Below are 14101 nucleotides of genomic sequence, written 5' to 3'. Positions count from 1 at the left end.
CCGCCGCTCTCTCGCGTGTCAGGCCGCGCGGCGCTGGTGGACGCCTTCGCCGATCTCCTCGATCAGCTTCCGCGAAAAGGCGTCGAGATCGCCGGGGTTGCGGCTGGTGACCAGGCCTTGATCTGTGACAACCTCGGAATCCTCCCACCGGCCGCCGGCATTGATCACATCGGTCTTGATCGAGTGGTACGAGGTGACCCGTCGGCCTTTGACGATTTCCGCCTCGATCAGCAGCCAAGGCGCATGACAGATCGCGCCGATGACCTTGTTGTCGCGCCAGAACCCCTTGATGAACTCAATTGCCTTCGGCTCGACACGCAGCAGGTCGGGGTTGATTTGCCCGCCGGGCAGAACCAGCGCGTCGTAGTCCGACGGTTTTGCCTCGCCGAGCGTCCTGTCGACACTGACCGGCCTTCCCCAGTCCTTCTTGGCCCAGCCCTTGATCTCTCCCGCTTCAAGCGAGACGATTTGGACCTGCGCGCCGGCTTCTTTCAGCTTCTGCAAGGGCACTTCGAGCTCCGACTGCTCGAAGCCATGGGTGGCGAGAATCGCTATTTTCTTTCCTGCAATGCTCATCTTGGTCTCCTCTGTTGGGGGATGTTCGGGGGAACGGCAAAGGCCAGGAGGGGTTCCCGACACCGGCAAAGTCTTGGTCCAGGGGCGTCATCCCTTTGAAACGGCGAGGGCGCATAAATATGTTGAGGTTCCCCGCCGAACCAACCCCTATTGCGATAGCACCTGAGAGGCTCTGAATATGACCGATACCGCCCCATACACTCCCCCAAAAGTCTGGACCTGGAACAAGCCGAGCGGCGGCGCTTTCGCCAGCATCAACCGTCCGATCGCAGGGCCGACACATGAAAAGGAACTGCCGGTGGGCAAGCATCCGCTGCAGCTCTATTCGCTCGGCACCCCGAACGGGGTCAAAGTGACCATCATGCTGGAGGAGCTTCTGGAAGCCGGGCACAAAGGCGCGGAATACGATGCCTGGCTGATCAAGATCGGCGACGGCGACCAGTTCGGCAGCGGCTTCGTCGAAATCAATCCGAACTCGAAGATTCCGGCGCTGATGGACCGCAGCGGGAAAACGCCGATCCGCGTCTTCGAATCCGGCGCGATCCTGGTCCATCTCGCGGAAAAGTTCGGCGCGTTCCTGCCGACCGAGCAGCCCGCCCGCGCCGAAACGCTGTCCTGGCTGTTCTGGCAGATGGGCAGCGCGCCCTTCCTCGGCGGCGGCTTCGGCCATTTTTATACCTATGCGCCGGAGAAGATCGAATATGCCATTGACCGCTATGCGATGGAGACGAAGCGCCAGCTCGACGTGCTGGACCGGCGGCTGGCCGACAACGAGTATGTGGCGGGCGGCGAGTACACCATCGCCGACATGGCGATCTGGCCCTGGTACGGAGGCATGGTGAAGGGCTGGAACTACGAGGCCGGCGAGTTCCTTTCGGTGCACGAATACAAGAACCTGCTGCGCTGGGCCGACCAGCTCCATGCGCGGCCGGCCGTGAAGCGCGGCCGCATGGTCAACCGCACCAGCGGCGATCCGTCGGGCCAGCTGCGCGAGCGCCACGACGCCAGCGATTTCGATACCAATACGCAGGACAAGATCGCGGCGGAGTGAGGGCATCCGGCGTGTTCCGGGGCTTCGCGCCAACGGCTCTGGCCCTGGCGCTGCTGCTTGCCGCGGCAACCGAGCCGCTCGCGCAAGAATGCTGCGACCCCGCCGGGCCGTTCCGGCTCGGCGAGGGCTATGCCGACCAGCCGGCTACCTGCGAGACCATAGGCGACTGGGTGGAGCGCGCGCCGCAGGTCGATGCGCGCGTCACGATGTCGGTCCGCGGCGCGCTGTCGGCGGTCGATTCCGACGGCGCGCTCGCCTATCTCGTAATGTGCGCGGAGCCGGACGTACGGGTGTTGTGCGTGACCTACAGCACCAACGACATGCAGCCGGGCGATGTCGTCCTCTTCGCGGGCGGCTATTCGCGCGTTGGCGAAGAGCAGGTGATGCTCGATCCGTGCCTGGCTTCGAGGGAGTAGCGGGCTGTTTCGCGAACTGGCCGGGAATTCGTTCCTTACTTCCTGCCGCTCCCGCTTTGAGTTCCCTTTATGGGAATTCAAGGTGGCCAGGAAGCGGCCGATAGGAACCTTGGGTGCATTGTTGCGAAGGGTTGGCGAGTCTAAGTGTCGCGCTCTGACAATACAGCGACATGCAGACTTCGCGAAAACCTGAGATCACGACAGAGCCAAGGGCCGGGAACTTGCGCGGTTGAGAAGGGCGTCGGGCCTGTCTCAGGAACAGCTTGCCACGCGGCCGGGCATCTCGCCAAAGCAGCTTGGCAAGTACGAGCGAGGCCAGAGCCGCATTCCGGCCGGGCGCTACGAAGCGGCGATGGCAATCCTGCGCGAATATACCGGCATGGTCGGTGGTTTTTCGGAAGGCCAGGCGCCGTATGCCGTTCCCGCCGCGGTCAAGGACACGTTGCTGCGAACATTACGTGAGCTTCAGGCTGGCTTGAAGCTTTGCATCGATGTCGTGGAGAGGCTCTAGGCGCCGGCCGCTACGGGTTTCAGAGCCGATGGTCATGGCTTGAGCAGGCCAGGGATGTTGGGCGAAACGTATAGTTTTTCGCAAGCAATCCATCACCATGCAACGCCCGATAGAAATCACATTACTGTACATTTTGGCCTATTTTGCCGCACTGCGGCCATTGTACCGCCATGAATCATGCCTATTTAGAAGGCACACCGACCGTTCTTCTTGTCTTTTTCGACGTTGACGGCTCAACGTTTGGAATAGACCTGCGCCAAGACAACTGGGCAGTGATAGGGAACGGGAGGGGGACCTTGGCGTCACTCCATAAAACACGAGAATTCTTTGCTCGCAGGGGCGTACTCCTTTCGGGGGGCGGACGGCCTTTGTCGAAAACGGTCGCGGGGCTTGGCCTTGCGGCGACGGTGGCCATCATGCCATGGCCGCTCCATTCAAGGGCAATGCCCGGGGGAGTTACGGAGGCCGCGCTTTCCGCAGCCGTTCCATCCCCTTTGCTGGACTTCCCCTCTGCTGTTCCCGAGTTCGACATGGTCGATCCGGACGCCACGGCTCCCCAACGCAAGGAAGTCAAAGGCACGCTGGTCGATGCCCTGAAGGACACCGTCACCATCCTTTCTGAAGGCGCGGAACAGATCGTCGCCGGCGGCATGTCGGTGCACGAGTTCGGTGAGTACAAGGTTTCCCAGTACATCGCCGGTGAAATCCTGCGCGCCGCCAAGGACACAGAATTTCCTGCCGACACCCTTTTCGCGATCGCCGAAAAGGAGTCGTCCTTCGACGTCAACAACCGCCCGCCCAAAGGGTCGGCGCTCGGCCTCATGCAATTCCTCGACCAGACTTGGCTCGAGGCCGTCAAGAAGTATGGCGAGGAATTCGGCCTGGGCGACGAAGCAGAGATGATCCTCACCCGCCCCGACGGCAAGCGCGAACTGCATTACGTCGCGGATGATGCCGAAGAGGACCGCATCCTGGAACTCAGGCGCGATCCCTATCTGTCGGCGGTGCTTGCCGCCAAGAACCTGCTCGCGGCCAAGGAACGCATCGAAGCCCGCATCGAGAAGACAATGGACGAGAGGGATCTCTACCTCCCCCATTTTCTCGGCACCAGCGGCGCGGCAAAGCTCCTGTCGAATGCCGATGAGACGCCCGACGCCAAGGCCAGCAAATTCTTCCCCAAGGCGGCGCGGTTCAACGGCTCGATGTTCAAGGCCAAGGGCAAGCAGCTCACCGTCGGCCAGTTTCACCAGCGCATGCGCTCCTTCATTGAAGCCCGCATCGGCAAATACAGCGACGTCGAAACCCGCGTGAAAGCGGCTGCCCCGTCGCCCTGGACAGCAGCCGACCTCGAGAATCTCGTCTACAATCTGGGCGAACGGCTGGTGGGGGCGGTGCTGCGGTAGAGGGTGCGGTTCTGGACCGCCGGAGCACTGCCATGAGGGTACGGCATGGATCCTAGGGTCTCCGCTACGTCGCTTCGCTCCTGCTCCGCCCTAGGATGACGAAGGGAAGGTGGCACTGCTAATCGCGGACGTTGGCGATTGGCCATGAACGTCTGTGCATTCGTCATCCTCGGGCTTGACCCGAGGATCCATGCCGTAACCGTCCGGACGGCTGAGGCGGTGCAGGAAGGGTCGGCGCGGACCTGACCTGACCTATGGCTCGTTCTGGGACCGCCGGAGCACTCCCGCGCAGGTGCAGCATGGATACCGGGGTCTCCGCTACGTCGTTTCGCTCCTGCTCCGCTAGGATGACGAAGGAGCGACGTATACGAGCCCCTTATGCAGCATCTCGCAAGTCAGGGAACGAGAGGGCACCAGGGCTGGCTGAGCCAATGTAGTTCACACAACCACGAGTGCGCCGACGTCCAGCCTTGCAACGTAGCTCCAACTGCTGCCCAGAAGCCCACGAATGCGATGAAAGATGCAAGAATTTTTTGACCACCGCTTAGAGATATTCGCCGGATTTCAATTGCTTTTCCATCCCAATAAAGGTTCCCGAGTCGATCGATCCCTAGGTTATCAAATTCGTCCATGCCAACGGTCCGGACATCTTTCGGCCATCTCTCTTTGTTGGCGATCCACATGGGAATACGCCCCAATTCCTCATCCCGTATTCTTTGCTCTATGGGCATTTCGTTCATGAAATGTTCCTTTGGCCATTTCGGCCCGATCTGCGACCGGGCCGAACCTGTTATCTTTTATTTGTTCAGGCGATCGTCACGAACACCCTGACGTCGCGCCACACGTGTCGCACTTTTCGCAAGTCCCGTTCCGCACCATCGTGAAATTCTGGCACTCGGAGCAGGAATTGCCGGTGTAGCCCTGCATCAGCGATTTGGCGCGGCGGTCGGCGGCCTTGGCTTTCGCCTCGGCGGCGGCTTCGGCGGCCTCGTCGGTGAACAGGGCCGAGGCGGCGGAGGCTTCGTCCTCCAGCGCTTCTTCCGTCAGTTCGCGCGCGCGCTCCTCATAGTCGCGCTTGAAGGCCGTCGCCCCTTCGGTGACCAATGCGGGCTTGACCGCCAGGCCGGCATTGGCCGAGGCCGAGGCCAGCGCCCGCACGTTGGAGCCGGAGAAGGCCACCGGGGCCGAGCGCGCCGGCTGGCCGGTTCCGCCGGCCTGGCCGCCACCGGCAAAACCCTTCGGGTCGGGGCCGGCGACGCCCTGGCCGGAGACGACCTTGAGCGGCGAGGCTCCGCGGGTCAGGCCCTTGGAGAAGGGCAGGGCCTTGCCTTCCGAAATGCCGCGGCCGAGCGCGGTCTTGTCGAAATCGGACTGGTCGACATGGGCGAGGTCGTGGCGGTCGAGATAGGAGACGGCGAGTTCGCGGAACACATAGTCGAGGATCGACGTGGCGTTCTTGATCGCGTCGTTGCCCTGGACCATGCCGGCCGGCTCGAACTTGGTGAAGGTGAAGGCGTCGACATATTCGTCGAGCGGCACCCCATATTGCAGGCCGATCGAGATGGCGATGGCGAAATTGTTCATCATCGCCCGGAAGGCCGCGCCCTCCTTGTGCATGTCGATGAAGATCTCGCCGAGGCGGCCGTCGTCGAACTCGCCGGTGCGCAGGTACACCTTGTGGCCGCCGATCACCGCCTTCTGGGTGTAGCCCTTGCGGCGGTTCGGCAGTTTCTCGCGGTCGCGGTAGAGGCGTTCGACCACGCGCTCGACGATCTTTTCAGTGACCTGCGCGGCGCGCGCGGCGGCGGGGGCGGCGATCAGCGCCTCGACCGCATCGTCCTCGTCCTCCTCGTCATCGGCGATCAGCGAGGCGTTGAGCGGCTGCGACAGCTTCGAGCCGTCGCGGTAGAGCGCGTTCGCCTTCAGCGCCAGCTTCCATGACAGCATGTAGGCGTTCTTGCAGTCCTCGACCGTCGCCTCGTTGGGCATGTTGATGGTCTTGGAGATCGCGCCCGAAATGAAGGGCTGGGCCGCCGCCATCATCTTGATGTGGCTCTCGACCGAGAGGTAGCGCTTGCCGATCTTGCCGCAGGGGTTGGCGCAGTCGAACACCGGCAGGTGCTCGTCCTTCAGGAAGGGCGCGCCTTCCAGGGTCATTGCGCCGCAAATGTGGATGTTGGCGGCCTCGATCTCCTTGCGTGAGAAGCCGATGGCAGGAAGTATCTCGAAGGAGAAATCGTTGAGCTGCTCGTCGGTGAAGCCGAACGTCTCCTTCACCCAGTCGGCGCCGAGCGTCCATTGGTTGAAGACGAATTTGATGTCGAAGGCCTGGCCGAGCGCGGCGTTGACGGCCGCGATCTTCTCGTCGGTGAAGCCCTTTGCCTTCAGCGAGCCGGGGTTGATGCCGGGGGCCTGGTTAAGATTGCCGTGGCCGACCGCATAGGCCTCGATCTCGGCGATCTGCGCCTCGGTGTAGCCCAGCGTGCGCAAGGCTTCGGGGACGGCGCGGTTGATGATCTTGAAATAACCGCCGCCGGCGAGTTTTTTGAACTTTACCAGAGCAAAGTCCGGTTCGATGCCGGTGGTGTCGCAATCCATGACCAGGCCGATCGTGCCGGTCGGCGCGATCACGGTCGCCTGCGCGTTGCGGTAGCCGTGCTCCTCGCCGAGCTCGATGGCGCGGTCCCAAGCGGCGCGGGCGTGGGTGATGAGCTCGGCCTGCGGGCAATCGGAGGCGACAAGCGGCACCGGCGCGACCGACAGCTTTTCGTAGCCGTCGCGGTCGCCATAGGCGGCGCGGCGGTGATTGCGCATGACGCGCAGCATGTTCTGGGCGTTGCGGTCGTAATCCGGGAATGCGCCGAGTTCGGACGCCATTTCGGCGGAAGTGGCGTAGGCGACGCCGGTCATGATTGCGGTGAGCGCGCCGCCGATGGCGCGGCCCTCGGCCGAATCATAGGGGATGCCCGAGGTCATCAGCAGGCCGCCGATATTGGCGTAGCCGAGACCGAGCGTGCGGTACTCGTAGGAGAGCTTTGCGATCTCCTTGGACGGGAACTGCGCCATCATGACGGAGATTTCGAGCACGATCGTCCAGAGCCGCACCGTGTGCTCGTAGGCGGCGATGTCGATATTGCCGTCGCCATTGCGGTAGGGCAGGAGGTTGATCGAGGCCAGATTGCAGGCCGTGTCGTCGAGGAACATGTATTCCGAGCACGGATTGGACGCGCGGATCGCGCCGGCAGACGCACAGGTGTGCCAGTCGTTCATCGTGGTGTTGAAGTGCAGGCCGGGATCGGCGGACGCCCAGGCGGCGTGGCCGATCTTTTCCCAGAGTTCCCGCGCGGGCAGCGTCTTCATGACCTTGCCGTCCTTGCGGGCAAGCAGGTTCCATTCGCCGTCATTTTCGACGGCGCGCAGGAAATCGTCCTTCAGCGAGACCGAATTGTTGGAGTTCTGGCCGGAAACGGTGAGGTAGGCTTCCGAATCCCAGTCGGTGTCGTAGGTCTTGAAGTCGATCGAGGTGTAGCCCTGCCTGGCGAACTGGATGACGCGCTTGACGTAGTTTTCCGGGACGGAATTCTTCTTCGCCGCCTTGATCTCGCGCTTTAGCGCCGGGTTCTTCAGCGGGTCGAAGCAGTCGCCATTGTCGGCCTCGCAATTGATGCAGGCGGCCATGATCTTGGCGAGGTGCTGCTTGACGATCTTCGAGCCGGTGACCAGCGAGGCGACCTTCTGCTCCTCGTTGACCTTCCAGTCGATATAGGCCTCGATGTCGGGGTGGTCGGCGTCGACCACCACCATCTTGGCGGCGCGGCGCGTGGTGCCGCCCGACTTGATCGCGCCGGCGGCGCGGTCGCCGATCTTCAGGAACGACATCAGGCCGGACGAGCGGCCGCCGCCCGAGAGTTTCTCTCCTTCACCGCGCAGATAGGAAAAGTTGGAGCCGGTGCCGGAGCCGTATTTGAACAGGCGCGCCTCGCGCACCCACAGATCCATGATGCCGCCTTCATTGACGAGGTCGTCGGCGACCGACTGGATGAAGCAGGCATGCGGCTGCGGGTGCTCGTAGGCGGATTTCGACTTGGTGAGCTTGCCGGTGAACGGGTCGACGTAGAAATGGCCCTGGCCGGGACCGTCAATGCCATAGGCCCAGTGCAGACCGGTGTTGAACCACTGCGGCGAATTCGGAGCGACGCGCTGGGTGGCGAGCATGTAGGAAAGCTCGTCCTTGAAGGCGCGGGCGTCTTCCTCGGAAGCGAAATAGCCGCCCTTCCAGCCCCAGTAGGTCCAGGTGCCGGCGAGGCGGTCGAAAACCTGGCGGGCGTCGGTCTCGGAGCCATAGCGGTCCTTCTCGGGGAGTTCGGCAAGCGCTGCCTCGTCGGGCACGGAGCGCCACAGGAAGGAGGGCACGCCGGTCTCCTCGACCTTCTTCAGGCGCGCAGGCACGCCGGCCTTGCGGAAATACTTTTGTGCGAGGATGTCGGCGGCGACCTGGGAGAACTGCGCCGGCACGTCGATGTCGGCGAGACGGAAGACGACCGAGCCGTCCGGGTTCTTGATCTCGGAGAGCGCCTTGCGGAATTCGATCTCCGCGTAAGCCGATTGCCCGTCCTTGGTGAAACGCCGCTCGATGCGCATTGGTCTGTCCTTCAGTCCCTATATATAGCACCTATCCACCGGATACCCTCGTGATATCCGCATGAAGGCGCGTGTCCTTCAAATGCCGGCCGTTGTCGGGCCGGGCCCCCCAAATCTTCGATCTCCGCCGCGACCGCTTTCCCGCCGATTCCGGCGTGCCGGCGATCCCCTTCCGGCGAAAATCGCAGCGCTTTCTTCGATGCCTGACAGTGAGTCTCCAATCGGGAGAGGTTCACCCTATCTGGTATTCAAGCATCGCCGCAAACGCTAAATATAGTGTTAACAGACGATTTATTCCAGTGTCACAATTTTATGCCAGACGCGAAAAACGCCCGCAGAAATCCCGTGCGTCGACCCGCCGCCGAAACGGGCCGGTCCGCCAGAACGCATGGGAAATCCGGGAAAAAGACCGGTGCTGTCACCGCCGGCCGCGCCTCATACTCGGAGCGCATGACCCATAAAAGGCGACTCGCTTTCGCCCGTCAAGAGTTCGTTTCTGTAAGTTTTATGACCCCAACATGTTGTGGGCCGTGAATGTGGATAGCGGGGAGAAAAAACGTCAGGTCGGCGGCCGCCAGTCAGCGGCCAAGCAGGCCGAGACCAAGGAAGACGCCGGCTGCGAGCAGGGCTGCGGCGGGCACGGTGGTGATCCAGGCGGCGACGATGGTGGTGACGTGGGCGCGGCGCACCAGCTTGCGGCGGGCGATTTCCTCGCGCGAGGCCTTGCTGTGTATCTGGCGCGCCTTGCCGACCACCTTCTTCTCGCCACTGTCAGATGGCCGCTCCGCGACCCAGCGCTGGTTCTTGCGTTCCATATAGGCCTGCCTGCGCCGCGATTTGGCCGTGTACCATTCGCGGAAGAAGCCGACGCCGAATACCGCGCCGACGGCGATATGGGTGGAACTGACCGGCAAGCCAAACCAGGAGGCGACGATGACGGTGAGCGCCGCCGAAAGCGCCACGCAGAAGGCTCGCATCGGGTTGAGCTTGGTGATCTGCTCGCCGACCATGCGGATGAGTTTTGGGCCGAACAGCAGCAGGCCAAAGGAAATGCCGAGCGCGCCGATGACCATCACCCATAGCGGGATGCCGACGCTGCCAGAGACGGCGCCAGAATGGGCCGTGTGCACAATCGCCGCGAGCGGACCGACCGCATTGGCGACGTCATTGGCGCCGTGCGCGAAGGAAAGCAGGGCCGCCGAAACAACCAGCGGCAGCCTGAACAGCTTGCGCAGCGACTGGTTGCGGTTTTCCATGCCGACGGATGCGCGGTTCACGTAGTATTGCGAGAGGCCCCAGAACAGCGCGAAGCTGAACACGCCGACGGCCGCCAGATCGTAGGCGGAGATATCGAGGATGCGGCCCAGCCCCTTGGTGCAAAGATAAGACGCGAAGCAGCCGGCCATCACGCCGATGAGCAGCGGTACCCAGCGCCGGGCGGCTGAAATCTTGTCGTCCTGGTAGATGATGGCGGATTTGATGAAGGCGAGGAAGAGAGCCGCCACCAAGCCGCCGAGAACCGGCGAGATCACCCAGCTTGCGGCGATGGCGCCCATTACCGGCCAGTTGACCGAGGCCAGCCCCGCCGCTGCGACGCCGGCCCCGAAGACGCCGCCGACGATGGCATGGGTAGTCGAGACCGGGGCGCCGACCCAGGTCGCGATGTGGACCCACAGAGCTGACGAGATCAGCGCGGCCAGCATCAGGCGCATGAAGACGGTCGGATTGGAAACGGCCGTGGGGTCGATGATCCCCTTGGAAATGGTTGCGACGACGTCCCCGCCGGCGATCAGCGCGCCTCCGGTCTCGAAGATCGCCGCGATGACCAGCGCGCCGGTCATGGTGAGCGCCTTCGCGCCGACCGCCGGGCCGACATTGTTGGCGACGTCGTTGGCGCCGATGTTGAGCGCCATGTAGGCGCCGATCGCGGCAGCCGCGACGATGAAGATCGCACGCGGCTCGTCGAAGGCATAGACGGCGGCCGCGCCCGCCACGGCGGCCATGAACAACAGCGCGAGTCCGGGCGCGATGAGACCGCGCGCCACGAAGGTCGCGGCTTCCTCGACATGGCTGAGCTTATCCAGATCCTTGTCGAGGGTCTCCTTGCGGCTTGCTGCTGTTGTGTCGGCCATGACCCCGTCCTGACGAATTTCAACGCGGCACGCCGATCCCGCGCGCTCTAGCTAGGGAAATGCCAAGCCGCGGACAAGTCAGAAGGTACGGACGAGCCTGTTCAGGCAGCAGATTCCCGTGGATTAACGCCGAACGCGGAAATCAGTTCGCCGAGGTCGGGTTCGCGCACCATTGCCGCGGCAGCCTGCGGCGAAAACCACTTGCGCTTGCGCTTCTTCCGCTCGGGCCATTTTTCGGCGACCTGATCGATCTCCATCGGGAAGACCAGAACCTCGCAGCGCGCCTCCATGCCGGAAGGCTGGCGCTTGCCGTAATAGTAGCGGCCGATCTCGAAGCGCGAAACCGAGCCGAAAAGACCGGCTTCCTCGGCCGCCTCGCGGGCGGCCGACTCGTAAAGATCCTCCTGGCCCTCGGGCCAACCTTTCGGAATGACCCACCGGCCGGTGTCGCGGCTGGTGATGAGCATGACCTCGACCCCGTAGGCGGTCTTGCGCCACGGCAACGCAGCCACCTGCACGCGGCAGGGCATGGCGCCAAAGAGGCGTCTTATCCGTTCCGCTAGGTGGTTCCGTTTCTGGTGGCTGATGAACATCGAGGCGCCGGGTCGTCCCAATCCGATTCGTTTGCCGTCTCAAGAATATTACGGTTAAATATGTGTATTAGTAGTAAAAAATAAACCGTCCAGACGCCGAAAGGCTGCATCGGCGGGCCAAAAATGCCGCTTTTTCGCGTGGGGCGTAGTGATCAGAGTGGTTCAGCCGACGTGATCGTCGGCGATCGGCTTCTGGTAGGTGAAGCCCATGTCCCAGGGGAAGTAGATCCAGGTGTCCTGAGACACTTCGGTGACGAAGGTGTCGACCAGCGGCCGACCCTTGGGCTTGGCATAGACGGTGGCGAAGTGCGCCTTGGGCATCATTGCGCGGACGATCGCCGCCGTCTTTCCGGTATCGGTCAGGTCGTCGATGATAAGCACGTCTTCGCCGTCGTTTTCGACCAGCGTCGGCGTGACCTCCTTGAGGATGTTGAGCTGACCCTGCGAGGTGTAATCGTGGTAGGACGCCACGCAGACCGTCTCGATGACGCGGATGCCGAGTTCGCGCGAAATGATGGCGGCCGGAACGAGCCCGCCGCGTGTGATGCAGACGATGGCTTTCCACTGGCCGTTGGCGCCGGCGAGACGCCAGGCAAGCGCGCGCGCGTCACGGTGGAACTGGTCCCAGGAAACGGGAAAGGCCTTGTCGGGAAGGGACATTTTGTGCGCACTCCGAAAGCGCGCCAGTGAAGCGCGGAAGATTGGGGAATGCGGGCGGAATTAACTGGAAAGGCCAGGGTTTGGCAAGCGCTTCTGCCGGACGGTGATGTCCGGATGTTTAGGATCGCTCCAGAAACGCGTTCAGCCGCTCCAGGACGAGCTGCGGGGCTTCGAGCTGAGGCAGGTGGCCGACGCCAGGCAATGTTTCGAATGAGGCCTGCGGGATCAGCGCATGAAGCGCTTTGCCTCGCTCCAGCGGGATCCACGGATCGTCCTCGCCCCAGATGATTTTGACCGGACAGCGGATCTCCCCGAACATCGGCTCGATCTCGGCGGTATATTTTTCATCGGCTTGCGCGAATTGCCGATAGAAGCTCCCTCGTCCCTCATCGGAAATCCACGGCTCGACCAGCCGCTCGAAATCTCCCGAATCGATGTCGTTGACGATCGCTCCCTTGATGTAGGCCTCCACGACCGCTCTGTGGATATGCGGCGGCAGCCCCAGAAAGGCATCCACATGTCGACCGACATGATCGAAGAATTCCGATCCCCAGGGACGCATCGCGACGACGTTCATCAAAACATAGCGGCCGAAATCGCAGCCATGCAGCAAATGCGCCCGCAGCGTCGTCGCTCCACCCATGTCATGGGCAACGACCATTGGCTGCTCGAGATCCCAATGCGCAAGCATCTCGGCGAACACCTTTCCTTGGACGTCGAGCGATGTGCGCTGCTCCGCGTCTTTGGCGGATCGCCCGTATCCGGGCATATCGTACCAGTGGACGCGATACCGCCTTGCAAGTCCCGGAACGATCCGATGCCATGAGAACGAAGACCACGGCCAGCCGTGGGCCAGCACGAGTGCAGGCCCGCTGCCAAGTCGGCCCGCTGCCACCGTACCTGCCGAGGTTTGCACGGTCTCATCGAGTTTCCACGACACGGGGAGGCGTCTGTCACCGCGACATGAACGTCGCGACGGGCATCGATTGCAGCACGGTGCGGGTTATGCCGCCGAACAGCAATTCGCGCAGCCAGGAATGGCTGTAGGCGCCCATGACCAGCAGGTCGGCGCCGATGGCTCCGACACGGTCCTGGATCACATCGTCGACCGCGCGGCCGTCGGATTCTTCCATCGCCACGGCGACATTGGCGCCATGGCGCGCAAGCGCGGTCGCGATCTCTGCGCCGCCGGCGTCGGCATCGGCTTCGAGATCCTCGGGCGGATCGATGACCAATATCTCGACCTGCTCCGCCTCGATGATGAAGGGCAGCGCGTCGAAGGCGGCGCGCGCCGCCTCGCGGCTGCCGTTCCAGGCGATCAGGATGCGGTTGTATGAGCTGAGCGACGGCCCCGCATGCGGCACGACCAGCACCGGCCGCCCGGCATCGTAGAGCAGAGTGTCGATGTCGGTGGACGTATCGGAATCGGCGTCGGGATTGCGCTGGGCGGCGACGACCAGATCGGCGCAGCGCGCACTGGAAATTCCCGACAGCGCGCTGTCGCCTGAAAAACTCTCAAGGCCGCGCCATTCGAAGGACTGGCCCGCAGCCTCGAGGCGGCCCCGGAACAGGCCCTCGAGCTTCTTGGAGCGCTCCTTGTTCATGTCGGCCGTGGCCTGCAGGAACTCGGTGTCTGGAAAACCGATGGTCGAGGCGTAGGCGACCGGCAGGGGCTCGGCATGGACGCCTATCACATGACCTTCAAAGCGCGCGGCGAGCGGGATTGCGCAATCGAGCACCCGATCAGTGTCTTCGGCGCTTTGGATGATGGCGATGATCGTCTTGAACGGCATGGTAGCCTCCTGAAACGCGATCCGGCCCTTTCAGTACAACAATGATGGGTCGCGCGCGGTTCCGCCAGCGTCAATTACGGTCCGGTCTTGACGAGCCCGGCGACCATTGCCTCAACCTCGGCGCGCGCCGCCTCCAGCGCCGTTGCCTCCCGTGCCCGCACCACCAGTTCGGTCCAGAATTTCCCGTCGAGATATTTTGGATAGGAGCCGATGATGGTGTCGGGGTGCGCTTTCTGGATCTCAGCCAGCGGTCCGCCGATCGTGCCTTCGCCGAACGAGCACTGGACGGTGGCTGAGAGCAGCTTCGTGCCGGTCTTCAGCGTCG

Annotated in this window: 11 protein-coding genes and 2 pseudogenes; 4 read left to right on the top strand and 9 right to left on the bottom strand. The window is 62.9% G+C overall.

Annotated elements, in window-relative coordinates:
- Nucleotides 1–18: 18 nt before the first annotated feature.
- Nucleotides 19–576: a type 1 glutamine amidotransferase domain-containing protein gene (locus MAXJ12_RS14010; protein WP_008836551.1), complete on the bottom strand. Its 558-nt coding sequence runs from the start codon at nt 574–576 to the stop codon at nt 19–21.
- Between the two features lie 178 nt (nt 577–754).
- On the opposite strand from MAXJ12_RS14010, the gene yghU reads away from it, so the two are divergent.
- From yghU to MAXJ12_RS13990, 4 genes and pseudogenes are all read left to right on the top strand, one after another.
- The gene (yghU, locus tag MAXJ12_RS14005) at nt 755–1627 is read left to right on the top strand and encodes a glutathione-dependent disulfide-bond oxidoreductase (protein WP_008836550.1); all 873 of its coding nucleotides are present in this window, start codon (nt 755–757) and stop codon (nt 1625–1627) included.
- Nucleotides 1628–1638: 11 nt separating this feature from the next.
- Complete coding sequence (locus MAXJ12_RS14000; protein ID WP_244421495.1) at nt 1639–2043, top strand: hypothetical protein; 405 nt, start codon at nt 1639–1641, stop codon at nt 2041–2043.
- 223 nt (nt 2044–2266) lie between these two features.
- Nucleotides 2267–2554: pseudogene (locus MAXJ12_RS13995) on the top strand (helix-turn-helix domain-containing protein); the annotation flags it as partial.
- Between the two features lie 530 nt (nt 2555–3084).
- Nucleotides 3085–3957 carry a transglycosylase SLT domain-containing protein gene (locus MAXJ12_RS13990; protein WP_008836547.1) on the top strand — a complete coding sequence of 291 codons (873 nt, stop codon included), beginning with the start codon at nt 3085–3087 and terminating at the stop codon, nt 3955–3957.
- A 395-nt stretch (nt 3958–4352) separates the two neighbouring features.
- Here MAXJ12_RS13990 and MAXJ12_RS36770 read toward each other — a convergent pair whose 3' ends face one another.
- From MAXJ12_RS36770 to MAXJ12_RS13955, 8 genes and pseudogenes are all read right to left on the bottom strand, one after another.
- Nucleotides 4353–4697 (bottom strand): hypothetical protein, encoded by a 345-nt coding sequence (locus MAXJ12_RS36770; protein ID WP_139043893.1) that lies wholly within the window; start codon nt 4695–4697, stop codon nt 4353–4355.
- A 76-nt stretch (nt 4698–4773) separates the two neighbouring features.
- On the bottom strand, nt 4774–8598 hold the full coding sequence (locus tag MAXJ12_RS13985) for a vitamin B12-dependent ribonucleotide reductase (RefSeq protein ID WP_008836545.1): 3825 nt from the start codon (nt 8596–8598) through the stop codon (nt 4774–4776).
- Between the two features lie 578 nt (nt 8599–9176).
- Entirely contained in the window at nt 9177–10730 is a 1554-nt protein-coding gene (locus MAXJ12_RS13980; RefSeq protein WP_008836544.1) for an inorganic phosphate transporter, read from the bottom strand.
- 101 nt (nt 10731–10831) lie between these two features.
- Complete coding sequence (locus MAXJ12_RS13975) at nt 10832–11323, bottom strand: NUDIX hydrolase (RefSeq protein WP_040586288.1); 492 nt, start codon at nt 11321–11323, stop codon at nt 10832–10834.
- A 162-nt stretch (nt 11324–11485) separates the two neighbouring features.
- Nucleotides 11486–11983 (bottom strand): xanthine phosphoribosyltransferase, encoded by a 498-nt coding sequence (gene gpt / locus MAXJ12_RS13970; RefSeq protein WP_008836542.1) that lies wholly within the window; start codon nt 11981–11983, stop codon nt 11486–11488.
- A gap of 118 nt (nt 11984–12101) precedes the next feature.
- On the bottom strand, nt 12102–12899 hold the full coding sequence (locus MAXJ12_RS13965) for an alpha/beta fold hydrolase (RefSeq protein WP_244421494.1): 798 nt from the start codon (nt 12897–12899) through the stop codon (nt 12102–12104).
- 37 nt (nt 12900–12936) lie between these two features.
- The gene (locus MAXJ12_RS13960; protein ID WP_008836540.1) at nt 12937–13776 is read right to left on the bottom strand and encodes a universal stress protein; all 840 of its coding nucleotides are present in this window, start codon (nt 13774–13776) and stop codon (nt 12937–12939) included.
- Nucleotides 13777–13850: 74 nt separating this feature from the next.
- A pseudogene (locus MAXJ12_RS13955) lies at nt 13851–14101 on the bottom strand (competence/damage-inducible protein A); the annotation flags it as partial.

Origin of the sequence: Mesorhizobium alhagi CCNWXJ12-2 (assembly GCF_000236565.1) — a bacterium.
GTDB classification, from domain to species: domain Bacteria; phylum Pseudomonadota; class Alphaproteobacteria; order Rhizobiales; family Rhizobiaceae; genus Allomesorhizobium; species Allomesorhizobium alhagi.
Note: the sequence above shows the minus strand (reverse complement) of the source record. Positions and strands in the feature narration are given on the sequence as shown.

What these genes read in the sequence shown, in the direction of transcription:
- yghU (WP_008836550.1), top strand. Translation starts at nt 755, where the DNA reads ATGACCGATACCGCCCCATACACTCCCCCAAAAGTCTGGACCTGGAAC.
- MAXJ12_RS13990 (WP_008836547.1), top strand. Translation starts at nt 3,085, where the DNA reads ATGGTCGATCCGGACGCCACGGCTCCCCAACGCAAGGAAGTCAAAGGC.
- gpt (WP_008836542.1), bottom strand. Translation starts at nt 11,983, where the DNA reads ATGTCCCTTCCCGACAAGGCCTTTCCCGTTTCCTGGGACCAGTTCCAC.
- MAXJ12_RS14010 (WP_008836551.1), bottom strand. Translation starts at nt 576, where the DNA reads ATGAGCATTGCAGGAAAGAAAATAGCGATTCTCGCCACCCATGGCTTC.
- MAXJ12_RS13980 (WP_008836544.1), bottom strand. Translation starts at nt 10,730, where the DNA reads ATGGCCGACACAACAGCAGCAAGCCGCAAGGAGACCCTCGACAAGGAT.
- MAXJ12_RS36770 (WP_139043893.1), bottom strand. Translation starts at nt 4,697, where the DNA reads ATGAACGAAATGCCCATAGAGCAAAGAATACGGGATGAGGAATTGGGG.
- MAXJ12_RS13960 (WP_008836540.1), bottom strand. Translation starts at nt 13,776, where the DNA reads ATGCCGTTCAAGACGATCATCGCCATCATCCAAAGCGCCGAAGACACT.
- MAXJ12_RS13975 (WP_040586288.1), bottom strand. Translation starts at nt 11,323, where the DNA reads ATGTTCATCAGCCACCAGAAACGGAACCACCTAGCGGAACGGATAAGA.
- MAXJ12_RS13985 (WP_008836545.1), bottom strand. Translation starts at nt 8,598, where the DNA reads ATGCGCATCGAGCGGCGTTTCACCAAGGACGGGCAATCGGCTTACGCG.